This window comes from Streptomyces sp. NBC_00086 (genome assembly GCF_026343255.1).
Classification (GTDB): Bacteria; Actinomycetota; Actinomycetes; order Streptomycetales; family Streptomycetaceae; genus Streptomyces.
Window position 1 is genome coordinate 1,128,277 of the sequence record NZ_JAPELZ010000001.1, and the last position, 15,509, is coordinate 1,143,785.

Below are 15,509 nucleotides of genomic sequence, written 5' to 3' on the forward strand. Positions count from 1 at the left end.
CGGCCCGTCCCGGCCGCTCGGCCGGGACGGTTCATCCAGTCCGCTCAGTCGGCGTACGTCTCTCCCCGCTCGGCCTTCTCCACCAGGGAGACGGGCGGGGTGAAGCGCTCGCCGTAGTTCTCGGCCAGCTCGCGGGCGCGGGCCACGAAGCCCGCGAGGCCGCCCTCGTAGCCGTTGATGTACTGGATGACGCCGCCGGTCCAGGCCGGGAAGCCGATCCCCATGATGGAGCCGATGTTGGCGTCGGCGTACGAGGTGAGGACGCCCTCGTCGAAGCAGCGGACGGTGTCCAGCGCCTCGGAGAAGAGCATCCGCTCCTTCATGTCCTCGAAGGGGATCTGGTACCCCTCCTTGGTGAAGTGCTCCCGCAGCCCCGGCCAGATCCCGGCGCGCTTGCCGCTCTCGTCGTACGCGTAGAAGCCGCCGCCGCCGCTGCGCCCGGGGCGCCCGAACTCGTCGACCATCCGGTCGATGACGGTGTCGGCCGGGTGCTCCGGCCAGTCCCGGCCCTCGGCCTCGAAGGCCTTGCGGGTCTCGTTGCGGATCTTGCGGGGCAGGGTGAGGGTCAGCTCGTCCATCAGGGAGAGCACCTTGGCCGGGTATCCGGCCTGGGCCGCGGCCTGTTCGATGGAGGCGGGCTCGATGCCCTCGCCGACCATGGCGACGCCCTCGTTGATGAACTGGCCGATGACCCGCGAGGTGAAGAAGCCGCGCGAGTCGTTGACCACGATCGGGGTCTTGTTGATCTGCCGTACGAGGTCGAAGGCGCGGGCGATGGCCTCGTCGCCGGTGCGCTCGCCCTTGATGATCTCGACCAGCGGCATCTTGTCCACGGGCGAGAAGAAGTGCAGTCCGATGAAGTCGGCGGGCCGCGAAACCCCTTCCGCGAGGCCAGTGATGGGCAGCGTGGAGGTGTTGGAGCACAGCAGCGCGTCCGGCGTGAGGAACTCCTGGATCTCCTGGAATACCTTGTGCTTGAGGGCGGTGTCCTCGAAGACGGCCTCGATGACGGCGTCGCAGCCCGCGAGGTCGGCGGGCTCGGCGGTCGGGGTGATCCGGGCGAGCAGCTCGGCGCGCTTGGCCTCGGTCGTGCGGCCCCGGGACAGGGCCTTGTCGAGCAGCTTCTCGGAGTACGCCTTGCCCTTGGCGGCGGCCTCGGGGGTGACGTCCTTCAGCACCACCTCGATGCCCGCGCGGGCACAGGAGTAGGCGATGCCGGCGCCCATCATGCCGGCGCCGAGGACGGCCACCTTGGTGACCTTGCGGGGCGCGACCCCCTGCGGGCGGCTGCGGCCGGCGTTGACGGCCTGGAGGTCGAAGAAGAACGCCTGGATCATGTTCTTGGCGGTCTGCCCGGTGACCAGCTCGGTGAAGTAGCGGGCCTCGATGGTCAGTGCCGTCTCGAAGTCCACCTGGGCGCCTTCGACGGCGCACGCCAGGATGTTGCGCGGGGCCGGGTACGGGGCCCCGTTCAGCTGCTTCTTCAAGTTGGCCGGGAAGGCCGGGAGGTTGGCGGCGAACCGCGGGTTGGACGGCGTACCGCCCGGGATCTTGTAGCCGGGGACGTCCCACGGCTGCTTCGACTCCGGGTTCGCGTCGATGAAAGCGTGCGCCTTGGCGATCATCTCCTCCGGCGTGGCGGCCAGTTCGTGCACCAGCCCGTTGTCCAGGGCGCGCTGGGGGCTGTACTGGGTCCCTTGGAGCAGCACCTTCAGCAGCGCGTCGGCGATGCCCATGAGGCGGACGGTGCGGGTGACGCCGCCGCCGGCCGGGAGCAGGCCGAGGGTGACCTCGGGCAGGCCGATCTTCGAGCCGGGTGCGTCGAGGGCCACGCGGTGGTGGGAGGCCAGGCAGATCTCGTAACCGCCGCCGAGGGCGGTGCCGTTGATGGCAGCGACGACGGGCTTGCCGAGGGTCTCGATGCGGCGCAGCGAGGCCTTGATGGCGGTGCCGGCGTCGAAGGCCAGCTGCGCGTGCTCGGGGCGCAGCTGGATCATGTCCTTCAGGTCGCCGCCCGCGAAGAAGGTCTTCTTGGCGGAGGCGAAGATGATGCCGCGGATGGAGTCCTTCTCGGCCTCGGCGCGGTCGGCGATCGCCGCGATCGAGTCCTTGAAGGCCTGGTTCATCGTGTTGGCGGACTGGTTGGGGTCGTCGAGGACCAGGGTGACGACGCCGGTCTCGTCCTGTTCCCAGCGGATCGTGGTGGACTCGCTCATGGTCACTGCTTTCGTTTCGGAAGGTCCGGGGGGCGGGGATACAGGACGGATCAGAGGCGTTCGACGATGGTGGCGACGCCCATGCCGCCGCCGACGCAGAGGGTGACGAGGCCGTAGCGCTTGTCCTGGCGCTCCAGTTCGTCGACCACGGTGCCGAGGATCATCGCGCCGGTGGCGCCGAGCGGGTGGCCCATCGCGATGGCGCCGCCGTTGACGTTGACCTTGTCCAGGGAGAGGCCCATGTCCTTGACGAAGCGGAGCACGACGCCGGCGAAGGCCTCGTTGATCTCGATCAGGTCGATGTCGTCGATGGTCAGGCCGGCCTTGGCGAGGGCCTTGCGGGTGGCCGGGGCGGGGCCGGTGAGCATGATGGTGGGCTCGGAGCCGGAGACGGCGGCCGAAACGATCCGGGCGCGCGGCGTCAGACCGTTGCGCTCGCCGGCCTCGCGGGAGCCGATGGCGACGAGGGAGGCTCCGTCGACGATGCCGGAGGAGTTGCCCGCGTGGTGGACGTGGTCGATCTTCTCGACCCAGTGGTACTTCTGCAGGGCGACGGCGTCGAAGCCGCCGAGCTCGCCGATGTCGGCGAAGGAGGGCTTCAGCCGGGCGAGGGTGTCGGCGGTGGTGCCGGGGCGGACGAACTCGTCGTGGTCCAGGACCACGAGGCCGTTGCGGTCGGTGACCGGGACGATCGACTTGGCGAAGCGGCCGTCCTTGATGGCGGCGGCGGCCCGCTCCTGGGACAGGGCGGCGTACTCGTCGACATCGCGCCGGGAGAATCCCTCGATCGTGGCGATCAGGTCGGCGCCGATGCCCTGCGGGACGAAGTCGGTGTTCCAGCCGGTCATCGGGTCGCTGAACCAGGCTCCGCCGTCCGAGGCCATCGGGACGCGGGACATGGACTCCACGCCGCCCGCGAGGACCAGGTCCTCCCAGCCGGAGCGGACCTTCGCGGCGGCCATGTTGACGGCTTCGAGGCCCGAGGCGCAGAAGCGGTTTTCCTGGACGCCCGCGACCGTGTCCGGCAGCCCTGCGGCGATCGCCGCGATCCGGGCGATGTCGGAGCCCTGGTCGCCGACCGGGCTGACGACGCCGAGCACGATGTCGTCGATGGTGGCGGGGTCCAGGCCGGGGTTGCGCTCGCGCAGGGCGTGGATGAGGCCGACGACCAGGTCGATCGGCTTGGTGCCGTGCAGGGAGCCGTTGGCCTTGCCCCGTCCGCGCGGCGTGCGGATCGCGTCGTATACGTACGCTTCGGTGCTCACTGGTCAAGCCTTTCGGGGGTGCGGAGGCATGGGGAGGGTCGAGGGAAGTCGGAGGACGTCAGGGAAGAGAGGAGGCCGGGGAAGAGGAAGTCGGGGGAGGCCGGGGGAGGTCAGGCCAGCAGGGAACGGCCGATGATCTCCTTCATGATCTCGGTCGTGCCGCCGTAGATGGTCTGGATGCGGCCGTCCGTGAAGGCCCGCGCGACCCGGTACTCGGTCATGTAGCCGTATCCGCCGTGCAGTTGCAGGCAGCGGTCGGCGACCCGCTTCTGGAGTTCGGTGGCCCACCACTTGGCCATCGAGGCGTGGACGTGGTCCAGCTCGCCGTTGGAGTGGTCGGTGATGCAGCGGTCGAGGAAGGTACGGGTGACCGCGCACTCGGTGGCCATCTCCGCGATCTCGAAGCGGACGTGCTGGAGCTTGGAGAGCGGCCGTCCGAAGGCCTCGCGCTCCTTCACGTACTGCGTGGTGATCTCCAGCAGGTACTCGGCGGCGGCGATGCCGGCCATCGCGATGCCCATCCGCTCCTGCGCGAGGTTGGTCATCAGGTGGACGAAAGCGCCGTTGAGCTCGCCGAGCAGGTTCTCCTTGGGCACGCGCACGTCGTTGAAGAACAACTCGGCGGTGTCCTGGGCCTTCTGGCCGATCTTGTCGAGGTTGCGGCCGCGCTCGAAGCCCTCGGTACCGCGCTCCACGACGAGCAGGGACATGCCGTGCGCGCCGCCCTCGGGGGTGGTCTTCGCGACGACGATCACCAGGTCGGCGAGGATGCCGTTGGAGATGAAGGTCTTGGAGCCGTTGAGCACCCAGTGGTCGCCCGCGTCCTCGGCGGTGGTCCGGATGCCCTGGAGGTCGGAGCCCGCGCCCGGCTCGGTCATCGCGATGGCGGTGATGATCTCGCCGGAGCAGAAGCCGGGCAGCCAGCGGCGCTTCTGCTCCTCGGTGGCCAGCGAGGTCAGGTACGGCCCGATGATGTCGTTGTGCAGGCCGATCGCGAGACCGGCGGCGCCCGCCCGGGTGAACTCCTCGGCGATCACCGCCGCGTAGCGGAAGTCGGTGTTCCCGCCGCCCCCGTACTCCTCCGGGACGGCCAGGCCCAGCAGGCCCTGCCGGCCCGCGGCCCGCCAGGCCTCGCGGCTGACGATCCCGTCCTTCTCCCACTGCTCGTAGTGCGGCAGCACCTCCTTGGTGAGAAAGGTGCGGACGGTCTCGCGGAACGCCTCGTGATCGGCGTCGAAGAGCTGGCGCTTCATCAGACGGCTCCTTACAGCCAGTTCTTCACGGTTTCGATGAGCCGGACCGGCTCGGGGCCCACGGGCGTGACGTTGAGCATGGTCACCCCGGCGGCCCGGAAGGCCTCGACGCGCTCGCGCACGTAGCCTTCGGGCCCGCACAGCGTGGTGAGTTCGCAGAGCTCGTCCGGTACGGCGGCAGCGGCGTCGCGCTTGTGCCCGGAGAGGTAGAGCTCCTGGATCTTGCGGGCCTGCGCCCCGTACCCGTAGGCGACGGCCAGGTCGTTGTAGAAGTTCTTGCCGACCGCGCCCATGCCGCCGACGTACAGGGCGATCTGCGGCCGCGCGAGGTCGCGCAGTGCCGCCGCGTCCTCGCCGATGGCGAGCAGTCCGCCGGCGACTGTGTGCAGCGGGCCGAGTTCCGGCGCGCGCAGGGCCGCGCCCTCGGCGAGCGCGCTCCCCCACACCTCGCCGGCCTTCTCCGGCACGAAGAGGGTCGGCAGCCAGCCGTCGGCGATCTCCGCCGTCATCCGCACGTTGGCCGGTCCCAGCGAGGCGACGTAGACGGGGATGTCCGCGCGGACCGGGCGGGTCAGCATCTTCAGCGGCTTGCCGTGCCGGCCGCCCTTCTCGGGCGGGAGCGGCATGTCGGTGATGCCGTGGTGGTCGATGGTCTCGCGGCGCCAGATGCGGCGGCACAGCTCGACGGTCTCGCGGGTCCGGCCGATCGGCTTGTCGTACGGCTTCCCGTGCCAGCCCTCGACCACCTGCGGGCCCGACGCCCCGAGGCCGAGCATCGCCCGGCCGCCGGACATCGCGTCCAGGCCCGCCGCGGTCTGGGCGATGAGGGCGGGGGTGCGCGAGTAGACGTTGAGGATGGCCGAGCCGATCTTCATCCGCTCGGTCCGGGCGGCCAGGTACCCCATGATCGTCGGGGCGTCGAAGCCCCAGGCCTCGGCCACCCACACCGCGTCGAGCCCCGCCCCCTCCAGCTCCGCCGCCGCATCGGCGGCGCGGCGCGGGTCCGCGGAGTAGTCGAGCATCATCGAGAGTTCCATCAGGCGTCGGCCTCCTTCCCCAGCAGCCCCGGTACGCCCCAGTCGGCCGCCACGGACTCCGTGTGCGCGCCCGGCAGCGCGGGGCCGCCCACGACGGTGGCCGGGGTCGCGGAGAAGCGGGGCGCGGGGGCGGGCTGGGTGATCCCGGCGGCCTCGACGAAGGTGCCGCGGGCGGCCAGGTGCGGGTGGTGCGGGGCCTCGCGCAGCGAGAGGACGGGCGCCACGCAGGCGTCGGTGCCCGCGAAGACGGCCGTCCACTCCTCGCGGGTACGGGACTTGAAGCGTGCGGCGACGGCTTCGCGGAGCTCGCCCCAGCGGGCCAGGTCCTTGCGGGCGGGGGCCTCGTCCTTGATGCCGAGGAGCTCCACGAAGGTGTCGTAGAACTGCTGCTCCAGCGCGCCGACGGCCATGTACCCGCCGTCGGAGGTCTCGTAGCTGCCGTAGAAGGGGCAGCCGCCGTCGAGGAGGTTGGCCCCGCGCCGGTCCTGCCAGCCGCCGGCCGCCATCATCCCGTGGATCATGGCGGTGAGGTGGGCGGTGCCGTCGACGATGGCCGCGTCGACGACCTGGCCGCTGCCGCCGGGGGTGCGGGCGTGCTGGAGGGCGGCGAGGACGCCGATGACGAGGTAGAGCGAGCCGCCCGCGTAGTCGCCGACCAGGTTGGCGGGGACGGCGGGGGGTTCGCCCGGGTTGCCGATCATGCCGAGGGCGCCGGTGACGGCGATGTACGCGATGTCGTGCCCGGCGGTGTGGGCGAGCGGGCCGTCCTGGCCCCAGCCGGTCATCCGGCCGTAGACGAGCCGGGGGTTGCGGGCGTGGCAGTCGGCCGGGCCCACGCCGAGGCGTTCGGCGACCCCGGGGCGGAAGCCCTCGATGAGCACGTCGGCGCGCTCGACCAGGTCCAGCACGCGGGCCGGGCCGTCGGCGGACTTCAGGTCGACGAGGACGGAGCGCTTATTGCGGTTGGTGATGTCGTAGGCCGGGTTCACGGCCAGACCGACGCCGCCGGGCCGGTCGACCCGCACCACGTCGGCCCCGAGGTCCGCGAGGAGCATGGCGGCGAACGGGCCCGGCCCGATACCGGCCAGCTCGACGACGCGCACGCCCGCGAGCGGGCCCCCGCCGCTCCCGGGCACGTTCCCCGCCGCGTTCCCTGTCACTGCCATCGAGCCCCCAGCATCCGGTGGCACCACTGCCGCCACTGTGTGACACAACTGATGTAACACCAGTGATGCTAGGAACCTGTTCCACTCAGCACAAGAGCAAGCGCTTAGCCGGTTCGTGCGTCGAGCTCCTTGACGTCCCGCTTCAGCGCGACGGTCCGGTAGCTCTCCTCCACCCATTCGCACAGCACCTCGGCGGAGGGCGCCCCCTTCTCCCCCAGCGGCACGGAGACCCAGCCGGCCTTCCCCAGCCCGTATCCGGTCGGCTCCGCGCCGGGCGCCGTCATGGCGTGGCCGTGCAGGGCCTCGTCCTTGAGCTTCACGGAGATCCCCGGCGACGGGCCGTCGGTGTTCCCGAGGAAGAGGAAGATCTTCTTGTTGACCTTCACGACGCAGTCCTCGGGCCCCCAGGGGAACTCCTCCCGCGCCTGCGGCAGCCCCAGGGCGAACTCCCGGACCGCCTCCCACCTGCGCACCCCAGCCTTCATGGGAACCTCCGCTCGTCGCGGTCCGCACGCGCCGGCGCGGACCGTCCTTCCCCACGCTAGTGCTGTGACCGGAAAGGTTCACCGCCTCGCGACGGGGCCGGAGGAATCGGCCCCCCACACGGCCGTACGACGGACACCCGCTAGCCTCAGCCACCACCGACACCGTCTGGGAGGCCCCCGATGAACGCAGCTGTCCGGCACGAACCACGCACCGCGGAACGGGAGTACGACCTCGTGCTCTTCGGCGCGACCGGGTTCGTGGGGGCGCTGACCGCCGAGTACCTCGCGGCGCACGCCCCCGCGGACTGCCGCTGGGCCCTCGCCGGCCGGGACCTCGCGAAGCTGGAGCGGCTGCGCGAGCGGCTGACCGCCCTCGACCCGCGCTGCGCGGACCTGCCGCTGCTGCGCGCCGACGCCCAGGACGCCGCGGCGACGCGCGAACTGGCCGCCTCCACCCGGGTACTGGCCACGACCGTGGGGCCGTACGTCTGGTACGGGGCCCCGCTGGTGGCGGCCTGCGCCGCGGCGGGCACCGACTACCTGGACCTGACCGGCGAGCCGGAGTTCGTGGACCGCATGTACGTCGAGCACGACGCCCGGGCCCGCGAGAGCGGCGCCCGCATCGTGCACGCCTGCGGCTTCGACTCCGTCCCGGCCGACCTCGGGGCGTACTTCACGGTCGGCCAACTGCCGGCCGGGGTTCCGCTGACCGTGGACGCCTTCGTGCGCTCCAACGCCCTGTTCTCGGGCGGCACCTTCACCACCGTGCTGACCGCGCTGGGCCGCGGACCGCAGAACCTGGCCGCCGCCCGCGCGCGCCGGATGCACGAGCCCCGGCTGCTGGGCCGTCGGGTACGGGTGCCCGTGGGCGCGCCGCGCTTCAGCCGGGAGACCGGGACCTGGGCCCTGCCCATGCCCGTCCTGGACGTCCAGGTCGTGGCCCGTTCGGCGGCGGCGCTGGAGCGGTACGGCCCGGACTTCCGCTACCGGCACTACGCCTCCGTACGGCACCTGCCCGTCGCGGTGGGCGGTACGGCGGCGGTCGGCGGGTTGGCCGCCCTCGCGCAGATCCCGCCGGTGCGCCAGTGGCTGGCGGGCCGCTGGGAGCCGGGCCAGGGCCCGGACGCGGAGCGGCGGGCACGCAGCTGGTTCAGCGTGCGGTTCGTGGGCGAGGGCGGCGGCCGCCGGGTGTTCACCGAGGTCTCGGGCGGCGACCCGGGGTACGGGGAGACCGCGAAGATGTTCGCGGAGTCCGCGCTCTGCCTCGCCTACGACGCCCTGCCCGAGCTCTCCGGCCAGCTGACCACCGCCGTCGCGATGGGCGACGCCCTGCTGGACCGGCTCCGGAAGGCGGGCATCCGCTTCCGGGTGGCGGCCTCCGACTGAGGCGCCGCGACGGCTCAAAGGCGACAGCTCAAGCGGTGGCTCAAGCAGTGGCCCAAGCAGTGCCTCAAGCGGTGCCTCAGGCGGTGGCTTCGCGCAGGGCCCGGCGGCACAGGGAGTCGGCGTGCCGGGTGGTCTCCGGGATCCGGAAGCGGGGGCTCAGCGCCAGGGCGTGCGCGCAGGCGTTGTCCAGGGAGACCCGGTGGCCCACCGACACGTACACGGGCTTGATGCCGTCCTGCGTGCGCAGCGCCCGCCCGACGACCTCGCCGTCGGGTGCGCGGAGCGGGGAGAGGTCCCCGCGCCGGGCACCCGGTTCCTCGTAGGTGAAGGTGAACGGGTTCTTCGCGACGCCGATGACCGGCAGCCCGGTGACCACCCCGAGGTGGCAGGCGAGCCCGAACCGGCGCGGATGGGCCAGCCCGTAGCCGTCGCACACCACCAGACCGGGCGTGACCGTCAGTGCTTCCAGCGCGGCGAGCACGGTCGGCAGCTCACGGAAGGCGAGCAGCCCGGGCACGTAGGGGAAGCTGACGCGGCCGACGGAGGTGGCCTCCTCGACGACCTCCAGGGTGGCGGCGTCGAGAACGACGGCCGCGGCGGCCACCAGGTCGCGCTCGTCGTCGTAGGCCACGTCGACACCGGCGATCAGCCCTTCGCCGGGCGGGGGTCCGGTTTCGGCCAGGACGACCAGGTCGCGCAGTTCGTCCTGTATCGCCCTGGCTTCGGCCTCGTCGGCCGGAGTCTTCGCACTCGTCATAGTGGTGCGAGAGTAGCCTGACGATCATGTTCGTCATGGAGCTCACCTACACCGCGCCCGTAGAAGCCGTCGAAGAAGAGATGGACGCGCACATCGCCTGGCTGGACGGCTACTACGCGGCCGGCATCTTCCTCGCCTCGGGCCGCAAGGTTCCGCGCGACGGGGGCATGATCCTGGCCGGCGGGGTCTCCCGCGCGGAGATCGAGAGGATCGCGGCCGAGGACCCCTTCACCGTGGCGGGCGTCTGCGCCTACCGCATCACCGAGTTCCTCGCGACGAAGACGTCCGCGGACCTGGCGACGGTGCGGGAGAGCCCGGTGGTGTAGCGGGGCGCGGACCGGCCCGGAGCGGGTGGTCCGGAGCGTGCTTTGGGCCTGTGGAGTGAGCGGGAACCGGCCGTACTACGAGGGCTCCGGGGCCTGCGAACAGACCCCGGATGCCCGCGCCACCCGTCACCCTGTGCGATCACACAGGCGCATTCAGGCCATTCGGTGACACAGCTCACTCCGGCTCGCGTGCACGGATTCACCGAATCGCGCGTCTATCCCGTTGCCGGGCCCCCACCCCGCGGTCCGGCACGAGATCCGCCGCAAGGGAGTCAGCCTTGATCACTGTCATCGAGCAGGCCGTGCAGGCCCGACTGGTCGCCACCGCACCGAAGGTCGACACCGTACCGGTCACGCTCTGCTACGACCGGTCGGATCCCTTCGCCGTCCGGATGGCCTTCCCCGCGCCGGCGACCCTGGAGGGCATCGAGGTCTCGTGGACCTTCTCCCGGGAGCTGCTGGAGTCCGGGCTGGTCCGCCCGTCCGGCCACGGGGACGTGCGCGTGCGCCCGTACGACGCCGACCGGACCACCGTGGAGTTCCACGCCCCCGAGGGGGTCGCGATCGTGCTGATGGTGACGACCGAGCTGCGCCGCTTCCTGGAGCGGGCCTCCACGATCGTGCCGCCCGGCCTGGAACACCTGTACCTCGACATGGACCAGAGCCTCGCGGATCTGATGCGCGGCTCCTGCTGACCCTCCGCACCGGATCCGGCCCCTTCCGATCCGGCGGCCGCGCCCGCTTCCCTTAATTCGTTTGCCGGCGGCTCCGGCCGGCCCGTAGCTTCGTAGACGCCCCATCGCCGTCGAAACGGAGCAGGACGTTGCTTCTCTGAGGTCCGAGACACCGACCACCGCCCTCACCCGCGGTGCGCTGTCTCCCCCGCGTTGCACTCACCACTCACGCAACCTGGAGGCCTCCATGAGTCCTGCTCCCACCTTCATCACCTGCTCCGACCTGTCCTTCGACTGGCCCGACGGCACGCCCGTCTTCGAGGGGTTCCAGTTGACCGTCGGCCCCGGCCGTACCGGCCTGATCGGGCGCAACGGCTGCGGCAAGTCCACCCTGCTGAAACTCATCACGGGGGAACTGAAGCCGAGGGATGGCCAGTTGGCCGTATCCGGCACCGTCGGCCAGCTACCGCAGACCGTCACCTTCGACACCGCCCTCCGGGTGGACGAGGCGCTCGGGGTCCACACCGCCCGGGCCGCCCTGCACGCCATCGAGGCGGGTGAGGCGACCGAGGCGAACTTCGCGGCGGTCGGCGACGACTGGGACGTGGAGGAGCGCGCCCTCGCCACGCTCGACCAGCTCGGGCTCGGCGGGATCGGCCTGGACCGCACCGCCGGCGAACTGTCCGGCGGGGAGTGCGTGTTGCTCCGGCTGGCCGCTCTGCTGCTGAGCCGTCCGGACGTCCTCCTGCTGGACGAGCCCACCAACAACCTCGACCTGCGGGCCCGGCGCCGGCTGTACGCGGCCGTCGAATCCTGGTCCGGGGTGATGCTCCTGGTCAGCCACGACCGGGAGCTGCTGGACCGGGTCGACCAGATCGCCGACCTGCGCGAAGGAGAAGTCCACTGGTACGGCGGCAACTTCACGGACTACGAGGAGATGCTCGCGGCCGAGCAGGAGGCGGCCGAGCGCATGGTCCGGGTCGCGGAGGGCGACGTACAGCGACAGAAGCGCGAACTGGCGCAGGCGCACGCCAAACTGGCCCGGCGCAAGCGGTACGGCCAGAAGATGTTCGACACCAAGCGCGAGCCGAAGATCGTCATGGGTGCCCGCAAGCGTGCGGCCCAGGAGTCGGCGGGCAAGCACCGCATCATGCACACCGAGAAGCTGGCGGAAGCGGAGGAGCGCCTCGACCAGGCGGAGCTGGCGGTGCGCGACGACGCCGAGATCCGGATCGAACTGCCCGCCACCCAGGTGCCGCCGGGCCGCCGCGTGTTCACCCTGAGCGCCTTGCACCCGGTCCACGGCGGCGCGATCCCGGGCGAGTGGGAGCTGCGCGGTCCGGAGCGGATCGCGCTGGTGGGGGCCAACGGCTCGGGCAAGACCACCCTGCTGCGCACGATCGCGGGGGAACTGGCCCCGCTGTCGGGCGAGTCGGTGACCCATGTCCCGGCCCGGTTCCTGCCGCAGCGGCTCGACGTACTGGACGACGAGCGCTCGGTCGTGGAGAACGTGGCGCGGTTCGCTCCGCACGCGACGAACAACCTGATCCGGGCGCGGCTCGCGCGCTTCCTGTTCCGGGGTGCGCATGCGGACCGGCCGGCCGGCACGCTGTCGGGCGGCGAGCGGTTCCGGGCGACGCTGGCGGCGCTGCTGCTCGCGGAGCCGGCCCCGCAGCTGCTCATGCTGGACGAGCCGACGAACAACCTGGACCTGGCGAGCGTACGGCAGTTGACCGATGCCCTGGATTCCTACGAGGGGGCGCTCGTGGTGGCCAGCCATGACGTGCCGTTCCTGGAATCGATCGGCATCACGCGGTGGCTGCTGCTCGACGACGGGCTGCGGCCGACGACGGCCGAGGAGGTCCGCCGGTCGCTGTGGCACGGGTGAGCGCGAAAGCGGGGGCGGGGACGGGGACGGGGAGGGGGACGGGCACGGGGACGAGGACGGGCGCTAACGCGGCATGGGCAGTAACGCCCATGACTTGGTGCCTCCCATCGGGGTGAGCACCGGGGTGAGTCCCCAGTCCCCGCCGCAGGACTCGACCACCGCCTCGAGCAGCCACATCCCGCGGCTGCGCCGGCGCCGGCATTCCTCGCTCGCCTCGGGCGAGGAATGCGCGGGGTGCTGGTCGAAGACGACGATCCGCAGCGCGTCGAACTGCCAGCGGACTTTGAGCACCATCTCCTTGTCGGGCGTGAACCGGTAGGCGCAGGCCACGAGTTCGGAGGCGGCGAGGGCCGCGGTGTCGCACAGGTCGGGCAGTCCGTGCCGGTCGAGCAGGGACCGCAGCGCGCCACGGGCGCTGCCCGCACAGTGGGCGCCGCCCGGCAGGCCTATGGAGTAGCTCAGTTTCTCCGCCCCTGGCGGGGCCTGCCGGATCTCGTGGACGGACCGCAGGCCACGGAGAGTGCCCGTCATCGTGCTGCTCCAAGGTTCTGAGGTGCTGAATGCCTGGATGGCCGTGTGGTCATACAAGAGCTGGAGGTCGCCCCGTGTGAGACTTGCGCTACCGACCGTAGCGCAACGTGGTGCACAGTGCTACTACTTGTACGACGACTTGCCGTTTTCTCATGTCATTTCCGGACTCGTGAGGGCACTCCCGCATGCCCGGCCGGAGGAGGGGGGACCTGTGCCACCGAGGAGTACGCCGACCGCGCGCCAGCAGCGCCTGGGCTCCGAGCTGCGCAAACTCCGCGAGCAGTCGGGCATGTCGGTGCAACAGGCGGCGGCGCTCATGGGGGTGGACCGCACCAGGATCCCCAACATCGAATCGGGCCGGATCGCGATCGGCGCCGAGCGCGTCCGCACCCTCGCCTTCAACTACGACTGCCCCGACACGGGGCTGGTCGACCTGCTCGCCTCGATGGCCCAGGAGCGCGACAAGGGATGGTGGGAGCAGCACCGGGGAATGCTGCCGCCCGCACTCCTGGACATCTGCGAACTGGAGCACCACTCCGTCGAGTTGCATACCGCCGTGACCACGCACATACCCGGACTGCTGCAGACCGAGGCGCACGCACGGGCCGTTTTCGACACCGCCGACCCACCGCTGCCCGAACCCGACCTGCAGGCGCGGCTCGCCCTGCGGATGCACCGCCAGCAGGTGTTCGCGCGCGAGGCGCCGCCGCTGTACGAGGCGGTCGTGCACGAGGCGGCGCTGCGCATGCAGTTCGGCGGTCCGAAGGTGGCGCGGGCGCAGCTCGAACACATACTGGAACAGTCGGAGCGGGCCCGTACGACCGTGCGCGTGATTCCGTTCACCGCCGGCGGGTTCCCCGGCGCCGGCCAGTCCTTCACGTACGCGGCCGCCACGATCAGCGAGCTGGACACCGTGCAGCTGGACAGTTCGCACGGCTCGATGTTGCTGGATTCGCAGATGAAGCTGCTCCGCTACCGGGGCCTGCTGGAGCGGCTGCGCTCCCTGGCGCTGCCGGCCCGCGACTCCCGCGATTTCATCCGCGCCATCGCACAGACCCTCTGACCGGGCCGAACGGCCGACCGGCTGACTGACCACCGAGCCGGATCCGACGAGGAGACGAGAGAACGACATGGGCACGACGACCACGACCGCGACCACGCCGGCGACCCCGTCGGCGACGTCCGGCATCGCCTGGGACGAGGCGTTCTGCAGCGAGGGGGCGAACTGTTTCCGCTTCGGGCGGGACGCCGAGGGGAAGGCTTACATCGGAACCACCGAGTCCGCCGTCTACGTCACGGACTCGATCGATGCGCTCCGTGCGCTGATCTCGGCCGTCAAGGCGGGAGCCGCGGACCACCTGCTCGCGTGACTTTAGTCCCTTCAGGCCACGCCAGGCCCCCTTCAAACTGCATGGATAACCGGACGTAACCGGACAGAGTGACCCTTGGGGCTTGGCTGGTCTTGATGTCGCGCTTAACCTACGACTCCGTAGGCTACGGAACCGTAGGTAATTCGCTTTGCACTCAGGAGTACCCGTGACGATCACCTCTCCCCACCTCGGCAGCTCGGAGGCGTGGACGGACGCCAAGCTGCTGTTCGCGCTGGAAGAAGTGGTCGAGAAGGAGCTCAACCGCCATCTGACGGCCACCAAGGACTGGATGCCCCACGAGTACGTCCCGTGGAGCGACGGCCGCAACTTCCCCGGATTCTTCGAGGACGGCGAGGCCTGGGACCCGGCGCAGTCCAAGGTCACCGAGATCGGCAAGATCGCGCTCGTCGTGAACCTGCTGACCGAGGACAACCTCCCCAGCTACCACCACGAGATCGCCTCGCTTTTCGGCCGCAACGGCGCCTGGGGCACCTGGGTGCACCGCTGGACCGCCGAGGAGGGCCGCCACGGCATCGTGATGCGTGACTACCTGCTGGCCTCGCGCGCCGTGGACCCGGACAAGCTCGAAGCATTCCGGATGCAGCACATGTCGGAGGGGTTCGAGTCCGACAACCGCCACTCGATGCTGCACTCCGTGGCGTACGTGGCCTTCCAGGAGCTCGCGACCCGCATCTCCCACCGCAACACCGGCCACCAGTCCGGTGACCCGGTCTGCGACCGCATGCTGGCCCGCATCGCGCAGGACGAGAACCTGCACATGATCTTCTACCGCAACCTGCTGGGCGCGGCCTTCGAGATCGCCCCGGACCTGACGATGCAGGCCGTGCGCGACGTCGTGGTCGACTTCCGGATGCCCGGACACGGGATGCCCGGCTTCGAGCGGATGGCCGCGCAGATGGCGATCGGCGGGGTCTACAACCTGCGGATCCACCACGACGACGTGCTGAGCCCCGTGATCCGCTTCCTGAAGATCATGGACATCGACGGCCTCGGCCCCGACGGGCAGAAGGCCCAGGAAGAGCTCGGTCTCTTCATGAACGGCCTGGACTCCGAGGCCCGCAAGTTCGACGAGCGGCTGGCCGCCCGCGCAGCCCGCATCGCGGCCCGCAAGGCCTGATCCGTCCCCTGCGCCGC

At 71.0% G+C, this 15,509-nt stretch carries 15 protein-coding genes; 7 read left to right on the top strand and 8 right to left on the bottom strand.

Annotated features, from left to right (window positions below):
* Positions 1-44 precede the first annotated feature (44 nt).
* From OG276_RS05180 to OG276_RS05205, 6 genes are all read right to left on the bottom strand, one after another.
* Entirely contained in the window at positions 45-2,216 is a 2,172-nt protein-coding gene (locus tag OG276_RS05180) for a 3-hydroxyacyl-CoA dehydrogenase NAD-binding domain-containing protein (protein ID WP_266903180.1), read from the bottom strand.
* Between the two features lie 50 nt (positions 2,217-2,266).
* Positions 2,267-3,481: an acetyl-CoA C-acetyltransferase gene (locus tag OG276_RS05185; RefSeq protein WP_266903182.1), complete on the bottom strand. Its 1,215-nt coding sequence runs from the start codon at positions 3,479-3,481 to the stop codon at positions 2,267-2,269.
* A gap of 110 nt (positions 3,482-3,591) precedes the next feature.
* Positions 3,592-4,734 (bottom strand): acyl-CoA dehydrogenase family protein, encoded by a 1,143-nt coding sequence (locus OG276_RS05190; RefSeq protein ID WP_266903184.1) that lies wholly within the window; start codon positions 4,732-4,734, stop codon positions 3,592-3,594.
* An 11-nt stretch (positions 4,735-4,745) separates the two neighbouring features.
* The gene (locus tag OG276_RS05195) at positions 4,746-5,771 is read right to left on the bottom strand and encodes an LLM class F420-dependent oxidoreductase (RefSeq protein WP_266903186.1); all 1,026 of its coding nucleotides are present in this window, start codon (positions 5,769-5,771) and stop codon (positions 4,746-4,748) included.
* Complete coding sequence (locus tag OG276_RS05200; RefSeq protein ID WP_266903188.1) at positions 5,771-6,937, bottom strand: CaiB/BaiF CoA-transferase family protein; 1,167 nt, start codon at positions 6,935-6,937, stop codon at positions 5,771-5,773. The genes OG276_RS05195 and OG276_RS05200 overlap by 1 nt, the downstream gene beginning before the upstream one ends.
* A 104-nt stretch (positions 6,938-7,041) precedes the next feature.
* Positions 7,042-7,422, bottom strand: a complete 381-nt coding sequence (locus OG276_RS05205; protein WP_266903190.1) for an MmcQ/YjbR family DNA-binding protein — start codon at positions 7,420-7,422, stop codon at positions 7,042-7,044.
* A gap of 180 nt (positions 7,423-7,602) precedes the next feature.
* Between OG276_RS05205 and OG276_RS05210 the strand changes: the two genes are divergently transcribed.
* Entirely contained in the window at positions 7,603-8,808 is a 1,206-nt protein-coding gene (locus OG276_RS05210; protein ID WP_266903192.1) for a trans-acting enoyl reductase family protein, read from the top strand.
* 76 nt (positions 8,809-8,884) lie between these two features.
* Here OG276_RS05210 and OG276_RS05215 read toward each other — a convergent pair whose 3' ends face one another.
* Positions 8,885-9,565 (bottom strand): endonuclease V, encoded by a 681-nt coding sequence (locus OG276_RS05215; RefSeq protein ID WP_266903194.1) that lies wholly within the window; start codon positions 9,563-9,565, stop codon positions 8,885-8,887.
* A 26-nt stretch (positions 9,566-9,591) separates the two neighbouring features.
* Here OG276_RS05215 and OG276_RS05220 point away from each other — a divergent pair, with 26 nt between their 5' ends.
* The 3 genes from OG276_RS05220 (at position 9,592) to OG276_RS05230 (ending at position 12,453) form a co-directional block, all read left to right on the top strand.
* On the top strand, positions 9,592-9,891 hold the full coding sequence (locus OG276_RS05220; RefSeq protein WP_266903196.1) for a YciI family protein: 300 nt from the start codon (positions 9,592-9,594) through the stop codon (positions 9,889-9,891).
* Positions 9,892-10,169: 278 nt separating this feature from the next.
* Positions 10,170-10,586: an SsgA family sporulation/cell division regulator gene (locus OG276_RS05225; RefSeq protein WP_266903198.1), complete on the top strand. Its 417-nt coding sequence runs from the start codon at positions 10,170-10,172 to the stop codon at positions 10,584-10,586.
* A 226-nt stretch (positions 10,587-10,812) separates the two neighbouring features.
* The gene (locus OG276_RS05230; RefSeq protein WP_266903200.1) at positions 10,813-12,453 is read left to right on the top strand and encodes an ABC-F family ATP-binding cassette domain-containing protein; all 1,641 of its coding nucleotides are present in this window, start codon (positions 10,813-10,815) and stop codon (positions 12,451-12,453) included.
* A 63-nt stretch (positions 12,454-12,516) separates the two neighbouring features.
* Here the strand turns inward: OG276_RS05230 and OG276_RS05235 are convergent, their stop codons facing one another.
* Positions 12,517-12,984, bottom strand: coding sequence for an ATP-binding protein (locus OG276_RS05235; protein WP_266903202.1), 468 nt, complete (start codon positions 12,982-12,984; stop codon positions 12,517-12,519).
* 211 nt (positions 12,985-13,195) lie between these two features.
* Here OG276_RS05235 and OG276_RS05240 point away from each other — a divergent pair, with 211 nt between their 5' ends.
* The 3 genes from OG276_RS05240 (at position 13,196) to OG276_RS05250 (ending at position 15,492) form a co-directional block, all read left to right on the top strand.
* Complete coding sequence (locus OG276_RS05240) at positions 13,196-14,047, top strand: helix-turn-helix transcriptional regulator (protein ID WP_266903204.1); 852 nt, start codon at positions 13,196-13,198, stop codon at positions 14,045-14,047.
* Positions 14,048-14,114: 67 nt separating this feature from the next.
* Positions 14,115-14,354, top strand: a complete 240-nt coding sequence (locus tag OG276_RS05245) for a hypothetical protein (RefSeq protein WP_323182310.1) — start codon at positions 14,115-14,117, stop codon at positions 14,352-14,354.
* 166 nt (positions 14,355-14,520) lie between these two features.
* Positions 14,521-15,492, top strand: a complete 972-nt coding sequence (locus tag OG276_RS05250) for an acyl-ACP desaturase (protein ID WP_266903206.1) — start codon at positions 14,521-14,523, stop codon at positions 15,490-15,492.
* Positions 15,493-15,509 lie beyond the last annotated feature (17 nt).